The sequence below is a fragment of the Rossellomorea pakistanensis genome, from assembly GCF_016908495.1.
In the GTDB taxonomy this organism is placed as follows: domain Bacteria; phylum Bacillota; class Bacilli; order Bacillales; family Bacillaceae_B; genus Rossellomorea; species Rossellomorea pakistanensis.
In genome coordinates this window covers 1-12,882 of sequence record NZ_JAFBDZ010000013.1, presented here as the reverse complement: position 1 = coordinate 12,882, position 12,882 = coordinate 1, and the positions used below count along the sequence as shown (strand labels likewise).

Sequence of the window (12,882 nt, the reverse complement as noted above, 5' to 3'; positions counted from 1 at the left end):
TTCTTACGTTGTAAATCTTTTTTAGAATTAACGTTGACGTTTTGTCTTGTTCAGTTTTCAAGGTTCAATGTGTTCGCTCCGTTTGAAGCGACTTTACTATCATATCATCGCATTTCATTCGTGTCAACAACTTTTTTTAATTTAATAGAATCAAAGTTTGTTGTTAACCGTTTCTGTTGCGACGGTTTTTTTAGTATAGCAACTACATTAGAATACGTCAACCTATTTTCGAGAATTTTTTTAAAAAGCTTTATTACAATAACGGATGATCCAGTAGTATATGATTTCGACTTTTTCTCTTGTACAACTACATTCCCTCTCTACACGAACATAAACCTACGCTTTTCTTTTTACATAACAACACACTTCTTCCTATATATTCTCTAAATTTAAAAAGGTGATTTGTACACTTAAAATCAAATTCCTTAATTAGCGAATACGATCACCTGATCCTAATGAAGCACATGCAGTAAATTGCTTAAACAAAATCACAACTCTTCACTTGATGCATAAAAGAGCTTAGGATAAATGTATGTTGAGGATGAGCTCTTCACTTAGAGCATCGTTCAATTTGGTGAGTGTTTAGCTAAATAATTGTGTGATGTTATTGCTGTTTTATGCAAATTCAATAATTAAAATTTTTAACATGCCTTTTTTGCAGTATTTCAACATCAAATCATCCGCTTTTGTTATCCCTGAAGCAAGGGCTGATTTAATTATTTGTCCAATTCGGATGATAATTTGTCCGTTATAGTGCTTTATTTGTCCATGATGACCATTAATTTGTCCATAATCAAAATATATTGACCAGTCGACAAAATTCGGGATTTTCCGCACCTATACGTTGACAATCTCTTTATCTCATTCTCAAGAACCTCGCACAGGCGAAAAATCTCCGACTTTGCTCGGACTCCTAGATACCGGTACCAACTTTGAATTAACGTAAGTTCCTTTCTTTCATCTCTATCAACTACCTAAACAAAAAAGAGACCAGTCAGTAAGACCGGCCTCTCTCTAATAAGTTAATCAATTGAAATAATATTTTCCTCACTTAATTCTACGCTTCCACTTTTTTCGACCGTTACTTGTTGGCCTTCTTTTAGATTTGTAAAGACAATTGGCGTTATGATGGAAGGAGCATTTTCTTTAATGTACTCGAGGTCTACTTTTAAAAGTGGCTGACCTGCTTCTACTTTATCCCCTTCTGATACTAACGATTCAAACCCTTTACCCTCTAATTTTACTGTATCGATTCCCACATGAATGAGAATTTCCCGCCCAGCATCTGATATCAAACCAACAGCATGTTTAGTCGGGAAAACATTGACTACTTTTCCGTTGACTGGGGAAGCAATCGTTCCTTCCTCTGGAATTATCGCAAAACCATCACCCATCATTTTTTCAGAGAACACTTGATCTGGCACTTCAGAAATCTCTTTGATTTCTCCTTTAATAGGAGAGATCAATCTTTCACTCTTGAAGGCATCCTCTGATTGAAGGGCTTCAGGGTTTACTTCTTCAATTTGTTGTTCGATTTCTTCATTTGGATTGGTTTCTGCTTTTCTAGGAGCTTTTCCTCTGATAATGTCCTGCATCTGAGATTTGATTGTATCGGATTTAGGACCAAAGATCGCTTGAATGTTATCTCCAACCTCAAGGACTCCCGATGCACCTAGTTTTTTCAGGCGGTTTTTGTCTACATTTTTAACATCATTAACTGAAACACGTAGACGTGTGATACAAGCATCTAAGTGTGCAATGTTTTCTTGTCCACCCATTGCTTCCAAAATGTTGTATGGCAAGTCGTTTGAACCAGTTGCCGACCCCTCTTCTTCATCGTCTACTTCATCTTCGCGTCCAGGTGTTGCTAAATTAAATTTTCGGATAGCAAATCGGAAACCGAAGTAATAGATAACTGAGAATACTAGACCAACCGGGATCACCAGCCACCAATTGGTTTGTGGATTAATGACACCGAATAGGATGAAGTCAATTAATCCTCCGGAGAAGGTCATCCCTATTTTGACGTCTAAAAGATGCATGGTCATAAAGGACAGACCTGCAAAAATGGTATGAATCCCAAACAAAATTGGTGCTACGAATAAGAATGAGAATTCAATTGGCTCTGTGATCCCTGTTAAGAAGGAAGTTAAGGCAGCAGAACCCATGATTCCTGCAATAATTTTCTTTCTTTCAGGGCGAGCTTCATGATAAATTGCTAGGGCTGCTGCTGGTAATCCAAACATCATAAATGGATATTTACCCGTCATAAACGTCCCTGCTGTTAGGTTTTGTAAACCATCTTTAATTTGAGCTTGGAAAATTGGGTTATCTCCACGAACCAAGTTTCCTGCTTCTGTCGTATAAGAACCAAACTCGAACCAGAATGGTGTATAGAAAATATGGTGAAGACCAAATGGAATTAGTGCACGTTCAATTACACCGAATACAAATGCTGCGAATGTTCTATTTTCACCTAACATAAAGTTAGAGAATGTATTTAAGCCATCTTGAATAGGCGGCCAGATTAATAGCATAAGAAGTCCTAATGCAACTGAAGATGCAGCCGTTGCAATTGGAACAAAACGCTTTCCAGCGAAGAACCCCAATGAAGATGGAAGTTCTATGTTATAGAATTTTTTATACATATAAGAAGCTAATAAACCTACGATAATACCTCCAAACACCCCTGTTTGAAGTGTAGGAATCCCAAGTACGAGTGCATGAGCAGGATTTACATTATCTCCTGTCACATCTGCAATCCCTAATCCTTCAACCGTTCCCATCGTTACATTCATAATAAGGAAACCAACGATTGCTGCTAGTCCAGCGACACCCTCACCACCAGCAAGTCCAATGGCGACTCCAACAGCAAAAAGTAGTGCTAAGTTACTAAAGATAATATTACCCGCTTCCTCCATTACACTTGCAACCATTTCAACGCCGCCATTTTCTAGAAAGGGAGCAAGTTCGAGTAACGTTGGATTTTGCAGCGCGTTCCCAAAAGCGAGCAATAGACCAGCCGCTGGTAAAATTGCTACCGGTAGCATTAGTGCCTTACCGACTTTTTGTAAAACACCAAAAGCTTTTTTAAACATCCAAGAAACCTCCTTATATCATTTTTAAAATGAAGGCAACAAAACGCAAAAAGGCATGAGAAAAGAAGACAATGAACGCATATATGGGTAGACTTCCCCAATTCCAGCGTTTCCATTACCTTCTTTACTCATGCCTGATCGTATCAGTAACACGTAAAGAAAAGTCCGTTTATTTAACTTTATTCTGTATTCTCTGAAGATGCATGGTTAAATAGACTGCTTCTGCATCATAAACAGGTTTACGCAGCGTTTGTTGCATCATTTTTATAAGTTTCCACGAGAGATTATAGCATAGAGGATATTCTTCCTTCAATAGTTTCGCAATTTTTTCTGGTTCTTCGACACGTTCTTCACGTAATACCCTTTCAATTGTGTAGCGAAGATGTCTGACCAGCCTCATGTAATCAATGCTGTCTTTATTAATCGTTACGTCCAATACTCGCTCAATGGTTTGGGTCAAACCTCCGATTAGCTGAGAATGTCTATTCACTTCTGATAAGTCCTTATTCACCATGGCACTATGAATATGAAGGGCAATAAACCCGATTTCCCCTTCTGGAAGTGAGACATTTGTTTCGTCATTAATCATCTGAACGACTTCTCTTGCAATTTCATATTCAAACGGATATAGCGCTTTTGTTTCCAATAGGAACGGATTGCGGATCGCCAATCCTCTCATTAAACGATTGACAGCAAATAGGATGTGATCGGTTAAGGCAACATGAATATGTTCATTCAGAAATGAGTTTGTCCGTTCCCGTATCAATTCAATAGCTGAAATGACTACACCTAACATTTCATTATTTATATGAGGCAATAGCTTTTTATACTGCTCTTGTTCCTTTACACCTTTTAGAACAAACATTTTTTCAGCTAAATCGTTTTGAATCGTTTCCCCTGCTTTTCGACCAAACCCAATCCCTTTGCCAATTAGAACAACTTCATCATAATTTTCATGTCTGGCAATGATGACGTTATTATTCAACACTTTCTTTACTTCTAACAATGCCATGCGAATTTTCTCCCTATATTTGACGTTCTTAAAGACATAGTAATGATTGTAACCGAATCCACCCTCCCTTTTCAATATCGTTGTTCTTCTATTCCCTCTATAATTATTAGAATAATAAGATAATTTTGTCTAGTTTTAAATAAGGCTGTTTTCGAACTTTGTTACTATTTGAAAAGGGTTGGTTGATTTCCTCTCCAGGATGCTCACTTTCCGTGGGGCGGGCGGTGAACCTCCTCGTCGCATGGCCCCTGCCTGCTCAGGTCTCACCTGTCCCGCCGCTCCCGCAGGAGTCTCGCACCTGCAGCGAAGATCAACCTTTTTACAAATATTTATGTTCTCAATACATATTATCTAAACAACAATCTTTGTCTTAAATAAAGAAAGCGAGCAGCCCTTATAAGACTCACTCGCTTTAACATTATACTAAGAAAATAAAATAGAGTGTAAAGATGACAAATAACAAATACATGATCGGGTGAATTTCTTTTCCGCGGCCTTTCATAATCATAGTAATTGGGTAAAAAATGAACCCAATGGCAATCCCTGTTGCAATGCTGTATGTTAAAGGCATTGCAATAATTGTAAGAAAGGCCGGAACAGCGATTTCAAACTTCTCCCAATCAATCTTGCCTAATGCTGATACCATTAATACTCCAACAATAATGAGAGCTGGCGCCGTTACTGGTGCTGTAATAACCTCTAATAACGGAGAGAAAAGAAGTGCCAGTAAGAAGAGTCCTGCTGTCACTACAGAAGCAAATCCCGTTCTCGCTCCCGCAGCCACCCCTGCTGAAGACTCAATATAGGAGGTAGTCGTCGAGGTTCCAAGAATAGCCCCTACTACTGTTGCACAAGAGTCAGCGAATAATGCTTTTCCCGCACGTGGTAACTTATTGTCTTTCATTAGGTTTGCTTGATTGGCTACGGCTACTAATGTCCCTGCCGTATCAAAGAAATCTACGAATAAAAACGTTAAAACAACTACAAGCATTTGAACGGTAAATAGATCTGATGGGTTATTGAATAGTGGATCCAATGCAGCACCAAACGTTGGTTCTAAGCTTGGTACAGCCCCTATCACTTTACTTGGAATGTCAATCAATCCAACGATCATTCCAAGTACTGCGGTAATTAGCATTCCGAAAAAGATTCCGCCTTTTACACCTTTTGTCATTAAGATCACTGTGATAAAAATACCAAAAATAGCTAATAAAGTATTTCCGTTTGTTAAATCACCTAGCCCAACTAATACTGCATCGTTGTTAATGATGATTCCTGCATTTTGAAAACCGATAAAGGTAATAAATAACCCAATACCTGCTCCAACTGCTAGCTTTAATTCAACAGGAATCGAGTTAATAATTTGCTCCCTGAGACCTGTTAATGTTAAAAGAATAAAGATAATTCCCGAAAATAGTACACCTGTCAATGCAGACTGCCAAGGGATTTCCATTGTTAAAATAACAGTATAAGCGAAGAATGCATTCAACCCAACTCCAGGTGCCAGTGCAATTGGATACTTCGCTATGAGGCCCATGATAAGAGAACCGATTGCCCCTGCTAAAGCCGTCGCAACAAATACAGCCCCAGAGTCCATTCTCATGCTATCTGGTAAATCCGGAATCGATTCTAAAGATAATGTAAGTGGATTTACGATTAAGATATATGCCATTGAAAGGAATGTCGTTAATCCCCCGATAAATTCTCTACGATAGTTCGTTCCTAGCTTTTCAAACTGAAAGTAATTCTTCATACGGTCCCTCCTCTTGATTTATAACCAACATTTATAAGAAATCAAAAAACCCCGAACGATTCATTAGTCGTTCAGGGTTCAGACATCAAGGTAAAGGGATCGTGTTTAGCTAATTAAAATATAAAAATGATAAGCGTCAACATGTCACCCATCACCTCGTAGTCAAGCCATTTACGGTAGCTTGGTAGAAACAGTCAGGCCTTATTCCTGAAAATATACGACGTAATGATAGTATTTAATTCGAACGAATAAGTTCAATACTATTGTAACAGTGACAATCAAAGGAGTCAACGCTAAACACGAACATTTTTTATTTTATTTAGAATTTCGTTCGGGTAATTAATTATTCCCATTCAATCGTTGCAGGCGGCTTACTTGTAATGTCGTACACCACTCGGTTAATGTGATCAACCTCATTAACAATACGAGTTGAGATGGTTTCGAGTACATCCCATGGAATACGAGCCCAATCGGATGTCATTCCATCAATGGACGTTACCGCACGGATTCCAATTGTGTAGTCATACGTACGTGCATCACCCATTACCCCTACACTTCGAATATCAGGGAGTACGGTGAAATACTGCCAAATATCACGATCTAATCCAGCTTTTTTAATCTCTTCACGTAAAATGAAGTCTGATTCACGGACAATTTCAAGCTTTTCTTCTGTTATTGCACCAAGTACACGAATTCCAAGTCCTGGACCAGGGAATGGCTGGCGCCAAACGATTTCATCTGGAATACCAAGCTCAGAACCTAATGCACGTACTTCGTCTTTGAAAAGTGTATTAAGTGGTTCAATTAAAGTAAACTCCATATCTTCAGGAAGTCCACCTACATTATGGTGAGATTTAATCGTTTGAGCTGTTGCCGTTCCACTTTCGATAATATCCGTATACAATGTCCCTTGTGCAAGATAGTCAAAGCCTTTCAGCTTACCTGCTTCATCATCAAACACATAGATAAATTCATTCCCAATGATTTTACGCTTTTGTTCTGGGTCAGAAACTCCCTCTAATTTTGATAGGAAGCGGTCTTTCGCGTCAATTTTAATCACATTCATATTAAAGCCTTCAGAGAAGGTCTTCATCACACTATCTGCTTCACCTTTACGTAATAACCCATGATCAACGAACATACAAGTAAGCTGGTCGCCAATGGCTTTGTGAATCAGAACCGCTACAACTGAAGAGTCCACTCCGCCACTAAGAGCGCAAAGAACTTTTTTATCTCCAACGGTTTGACGGATTTTCTCCATCTCCACTTCGATGAAATTTTCCATTGACCAATCCCCTTTGCACCCACATACATGGAAGACAAAGTTTTTGAGCATTTCATTTCCATATACAGAATGACGAACCTCAGGATGGAATTGAACGGCATATAAACCTTTTTCCTCATTACTCATAGAAGCGATTGGACAAGAAGGGTTAACTGCATTCACATCAAAGCCTTCCGGAGTTTCAACAACAAGATCTCCATGACTCATCCATACTACTTGCTCTTCTTCAAGTCCTTGGAATAATTTTGATTGTTTTTCAATTTTCATTTTTGCTTTTCCGTACTCGCGATGTCTCGCTCTTTCTACTTTACCGCCAAAATGCATGGTCATTAATTGCATTCCATAGCAAATTCCCAAAACAGGTATTCCTAAATCAAAAATACGCTCATCGCAACGGAAAGCATCTTCACCATAGACACTATTTGGACCACCGGAAAAAATGATTCCACTTGGGTTCATTTCTTTGATTTCTTCTACCGTAATGGTATGAGGATGAAGCTCACTATACACACCGAATTCGCGAATGCGTCTTGTAATTAATTGATTGTACTGACTGCCGAAATCTAAAACTACTATCATTTCTTGACCGTGTAATTCTGTTTTACCTGTCAAACTGTTCACCTCATCTATTGTTTTTTTCCGATTTGTCCATTCCATATCAAAAAAAGCAGGTCTGATTGCCGTATTACCTGTTCATGATTCTTGGTATAAACGGACAGCCCTCATCCGTTTTATCCTTCCCCAAAAACAAATAAAAAACTAGAATTCTCCCTTTCACTATAAAAAGGCAGAATTCTAGTTTTAACGATGATGATGTCAATTAGAATACTGCCTTCATAGTCAAATCATTTACGGTGATTCGGTAGAGACTCTCGGCCCATATTACCCGAGGATATACGAAGGTTGCAAACCGTCTATTCAATTCATAATTGTCATCATTTTATACTTTGTAGGAAGTGTGGTCAACCTGTTGTTCTTTTAATTAAATTTTCCCACAATTCACGCATCTGGGTCCAATCCTCAACTGAATGCTCCTGTCCATACAACCCTTTTTCATATCTTGACGTCAGGATGCTCATCTCTCTTGTACCAAAGAACGTATCGATATAACGTGAATACGCTCTTAACGTTTGCCCGTCATCCATTTTCAGTCCATACCTGCGAAGCTGATACAATAAGGAAAGGTACGCACTTGAGAAATCAGCATCTTTTTTAAACCGATAATAATAGATAAGATAGTATGGGAACCAACGTCCTCTAAATCTAAAGAGAATCACGGCTGCAATCACGGAACCTATAAAGATCAAAAATAGGATGGTCCAATTCTCAACAAAGAAAGTCTTCACATCATCTACCATTTCTTTAAAAGAAAAACTTGAATCTTCACTAGTACCTGGATCAGATTCTGGCTTTATCGTTTTATCTGGAGAAGGCTTCTCTGTCTCTGGTGCATTAGAAGGAGTGCTCTCTGGCAAGTCTAGGTCATAGTTAATCGTAACATTATTACTAAACCCGACAGTTGGCTCAAACGGAACCCAACCGACTTCAGGGAATAGTACCTCTACCCATGAGTGGGCATTATTGTTTGAGATTTCATAAAGATCATATTCGGAATCAATATTTTTCTTATGCTCACCCTCTGTATAACCTTTTGCCCACCTTGCAGGTATACCTAAGGAACGGACTAACACGACCATGGAAGTCGAAAAGTTGTCACAGTAACCTCGCTTTGTTTCAAATAAAAATTGATCAACATAATCCTGGTTTTCTTCTGGAACGGGTACATCAAATTGATCATATACGTAGCCTTTTTGACTGAAATACGCCTCTATTGCTTTAACTTTTTCATAAAGCGTTTCTTCTTCGGCTGTTATTTCTATAGCTAAATCCTTCACTCTTTGAGGTAATCCTTCTGGAAGTTGTGTAAATTGATTGATGATCGGTTCCATTTCTGGCATTTCCTGAACGTCAATACCGTTAGCACTTCTTAAGGCTTTTAGAGAAAAGTTAGGATTTTTATAATCGACTATATACTCATCAAGCTTTACTTCTTCATAATTTTGATAAGTTGTAATCTTTTCATTTCCAAAATTCAAATTAAACGTTGTATTTTCACTTTTCACCGTTTGCATTCCATAAGGATAAACAATATGTGAATAGGGTTGTTCTACCATCACTTTTTCAGAGTCTATAGGGGTACTCTCATTCAACCCACCGAAATAACTGAAGTAAGCCATCGGTTCACCAGACTTAAAAAATGCCTCACTATCTCTAATCGTAGAGGTTTCCCATCCCTTCCCTGTATATAAATCCTTCGTTTCAATTTTCCAGTAGTGCTCACGCTTCACTTCCGCTTGAAAGACAACCGAATCGTCCCCTATAAATGGACCTCCTAGAGCAGTATCATCTGTGCCATACCCGATTTTACTAACGCCTGTTCCTCCTGCTCCATCAGCAAACGACTGTAAAAATGGGACGGGATCCGGCCAAATCGGATCTGCCTTTGGTCCAGCCAAAGCAAAAGTTGAACTGACTCCTACCATGAAAACAAGCGGGATGATCCATCTTTGTGCTTTTATTCGTGAAGGAATCAAGCTTTCTTTATCGACGATTTTTTGTAATGCAAGAATCCCCATTAAAAGAAATCCAAAAATAATGACTCTTATAATCGAAGCACTGCCGTCGAAAGCCGTAAACGTATCTAAGATCGTAATGTAAACAATGGTCATGATATAAAAAAGTAAAATCGTCTTTTTTATCATGAGCCAATATTGGATGAGGTAGGCCATCAACCATAAGAGGATAAAGAATAATAAGCTTCGATAAATAAACGAGAGCTCGTACCACTCACGACCGATTGTCAGCCTAATATTCTCAATGAAATCCTGCAATAAAGGTCCAACCCATAAAAAATTTAAAAAGGCACCATCTATGTACAAAGCTTGAAGAGCATACATAATAAAAATCGCTTTCAAACTGACAGAAAGGATCCAATGAACCTTTAAATAATAGAAAACAAACGACAATGCAATAAAGACGACGAAATAGGTAAGGCTTCCGGTGTCTGTTATCTCTTGCAATGGGCGTAACCATTCCCACAGCAAAAAGAAGCCCAATAGGTACAGAACAATGGTTTGAATTTTATTAGAGGAATGTGCACTCATGCTTTCTTCACCTCCGCAAAAGCCTCTTCAAACTCTCCCTCAAAGCAGACTTTTACCCAGATCCCTCGAGCTACTGCCATAGCTTTCAATGCTTTCTCCTCTGATGTATAAGAATCCCCTTTTTCCTTAATTAAAAAGATGATGACAGAGCTATTTCGTTTCGCATAATTGTTAACACTTAGAATTAACGGTTTTGTCAGAGAAGAGGTAACAAACATAACCGCAGCGGATTGTTGATAATTAATGCCTTCGCCTTCCAACACTTTCGCTAAATGAAAACGACTATCTGGACGGACTTTCGCTAAATGGTAGAACAATTGGCTTTGCTGCTCTTCCCCGCCGCGAATCCCATGAAAAATATGATCTTCACCAATAGACAGCATCCCGATTTGGGCACCCTTTTTAATCACCGCCCGAATAAGGGAAGCAGAGAACATAGCCATTTGTTCAAAAGCAGATGAGGCTTGTCTATCTAATACGAGCAAGATGTCATGGGATTGTCGCTCTTCAAATTCTTTTGTCATCAATTCATTCGTTCTGGCAAAGGACTTCCAATGGATCCACGAGAACCGGTCACCCGGCTGGTAGTCCCTAATCCCTGTAGCCATTGTCGTATCTTTTTGGATTTTCACATTAGAAGTGGTCATTCCTTGATCATATCGGCTCTCTAATGGACGATAGACCATATCTACAAAGGAAGGATAAACAAGAACGGTATCCTTACATACTAGGGTGGATTCCTTTTCAAAAAGATTAAAGAAATCGCCTGTTTTCAACCGAACATCTGTAAATTCATGCTCTCCTCTAGGTAATTCGTTAACCATATAACTTAACCTGATCTCACGTCTGAAACCTGGAGTGACCATGGCTTTCGCTTTTTGATGTGTCGAAAGGTGAAAAAGAGAAGGGGTCACAATATCGTCTACAATAAGGTAAAAAAGCGGAAAAGGCAGATTTCTTTTAATGATAATCGTTACTTCCAATTCATCCCCTGCCTTATAATCGTGGGAATGAAAACTCCTCTCCACCTCAAAGTCAGACAGCGGATATATAAAGAGCATTATCGAATACAGGGCAAAAGGAATGAAGCTATAAAATAGAAACCAGCTCACAAATCCCCCTTGAAACATGGCATAAACAAAGGCACTTGCTAACAGCACTACTAATAAAAGTAGTTTCGCTATCACCTTTAGGAGTTGTAATCGATTCTTCATCCTATCTCACAAGCCTTTGGACGGGAACCGGAATACGGGCTATCACTCTCTGCACAACCTCTTCAGCCGTAATCCCTTCATATTTCGCTTCAGATTTTAAAATGATTCGGTGGGCAAATACATTAGGAGCTAGATATTGAACATCATCGGGAACCACATAATCGCGCCCTTGTAAATATGCATAGGACTGACAAGCCTTCATTAACGCAATCGATCCGCGCGGGCTTGCCCCCAAGTAAACATTCGTATGGATTCTCGTTCTGTTAGCAATATCAATAATATATTTCTTAATCGTTTCATCGACTAAAACTTCTTTTACTTCCTGCTGCAGCAGGCGTAATTCTTCCAGCGTAATGACTGGCTCTAGCTCTTCAATCGGTGGATTTTTCTGAGCACGAGTCAACACTTCCATTTCCTCCAAAGGCTCTGGATACCCCATCTTCATTTTCAAAAGAAATCGATCGAGCTGCGCTTCCGGCAGTGGATACGTTCCTTCATACTCAATCGGATTTTGCGTTGCCATAACAAAAAATGGCTTCTCGAGCTTACGAGACACTCCATCTATCGTGACACTACTTTCTTCCATTCCTTCTAATAGAGCCGACTGGGTCTTTGGAGACGTACGGTTAATCTCATCCGCTAAAATAATATTCCCCATAATGGGACCTGGTCGAAAATGAAATTCCATATCCCTCGGATTATAAATCGATACGCCAATCACATCTGAAGGTAATAGGTCTGGCGTAAATTGAATTCGTTTAAAAGAAGCCCCTACAGATTTCGCTAGAGCCCTTACCATCATCGTTTTACCGACTCCAGGTACATCCTCCAGCAGAACATGACCTCCTGATAGAAGCGCTACAAGACTAAGCTCGGTTACATTTCGCTTCCCAATCATAACCTTTTCAATATTCGCGATAATATCTTCTAATTTCGTTCGCATTAAGTCCGTCGACATCTTTAATCCCTCCTGAAACTAACCCCATTTAAATAGTGCTTAACTAATAATACTTTCGTTTTAAATCCGAAAAATCCTTTGTCTAATTATAAAAATTTGGTAGAAATTTGAGGGGAATTGTCTTTTGGGTTGGGAGGGGGTGGATAAGGTGATTATTGGAGAGGCGTTCATTTTAGTGATCGTAATAAGAACGGAATAACTGCTAGCTCTAATATGAATAAGGGTGCTTAACTTGATTATGAAGGACCTAACTTCAGAAAACCATGTGTAAACGGGCGTTCATCTAGCTTATGAAAGACCAAACTTCGGAAAATCCTATAAAAACGGGCGTTCATCTAGCTTATGAAAGACCAATCTTCGGAAAATCCTATAAAAACGGGCGTTCATCTAGCTTATGA

General features: G+C 39.0%; 8 protein-coding genes and 2 riboswitches. All 8 genes read right to left on the bottom strand.

Annotated features, from left to right (window positions below):
- Positions 1-615: 615 nt before the first annotated feature.
- Positions 616-837 (bottom strand): hypothetical protein, encoded by a 222-nt coding sequence (locus tag JOC86_RS24405; RefSeq protein WP_205176286.1) that lies wholly within the window; start codon positions 835-837, stop codon positions 616-618.
- 185 nt (positions 838-1,022) lie between these two features.
- Positions 1,023-3,098, bottom strand: a complete 2,076-nt coding sequence (gene ptsG, locus JOC86_RS24400; protein WP_205176284.1) for a glucose-specific PTS transporter subunit IIBC — start codon at positions 3,096-3,098, stop codon at positions 1,023-1,025.
- Positions 3,099-3,267: 169 nt separating this feature from the next.
- Positions 3,268-4,110, bottom strand: a complete 843-nt coding sequence (gene glcT / locus JOC86_RS24395; protein ID WP_205176282.1) for a glucose PTS transporter transcription antiterminator GlcT — start codon at positions 4,108-4,110, stop codon at positions 3,268-3,270.
- 418 nt (positions 4,111-4,528) lie between these two features.
- Positions 4,529-5,863, bottom strand: coding sequence for an NCS2 family permease (locus tag JOC86_RS24390; protein WP_205176280.1), 1,335 nt, complete (start codon positions 5,861-5,863; stop codon positions 4,529-4,531).
- Positions 5,864-6,002: 139 nt separating this feature from the next.
- Positions 6,003-6,104, bottom strand: a riboswitch (purine riboswitch).
- A gap of 102 nt (positions 6,105-6,206) precedes the next feature.
- Positions 6,207-7,760, bottom strand: a complete 1,554-nt coding sequence (gene guaA, locus JOC86_RS24385; RefSeq protein WP_472925699.1) for a glutamine-hydrolyzing GMP synthase — start codon at positions 7,758-7,760, stop codon at positions 6,207-6,209.
- Between the two features lie 205 nt (positions 7,761-7,965).
- Positions 7,966-8,068, bottom strand: a riboswitch (purine riboswitch).
- A 42-nt stretch (positions 8,069-8,110) separates the two neighbouring features.
- Positions 8,111-10,312, bottom strand: coding sequence for a DUF4129 domain-containing transglutaminase family protein (locus JOC86_RS24380; protein WP_205176278.1), 2,202 nt, complete (start codon positions 10,310-10,312; stop codon positions 8,111-8,113).
- Positions 10,309-11,526, bottom strand: coding sequence for a DUF58 domain-containing protein (locus JOC86_RS24375; protein ID WP_205176276.1), 1,218 nt, complete (start codon positions 11,524-11,526; stop codon positions 10,309-10,311). Before JOC86_RS24375 ends, JOC86_RS24380 begins: the two co-directional genes overlap by 4 nt.
- 1 nt (position 11,527) lies before the next feature.
- A complete protein-coding gene (locus JOC86_RS24370; RefSeq protein ID WP_205176274.1) occupies positions 11,528-12,484 on the bottom strand; it encodes an AAA family ATPase in 957 nt (318 codons plus the stop codon).
- Positions 12,485-12,882 lie beyond the last annotated feature (398 nt).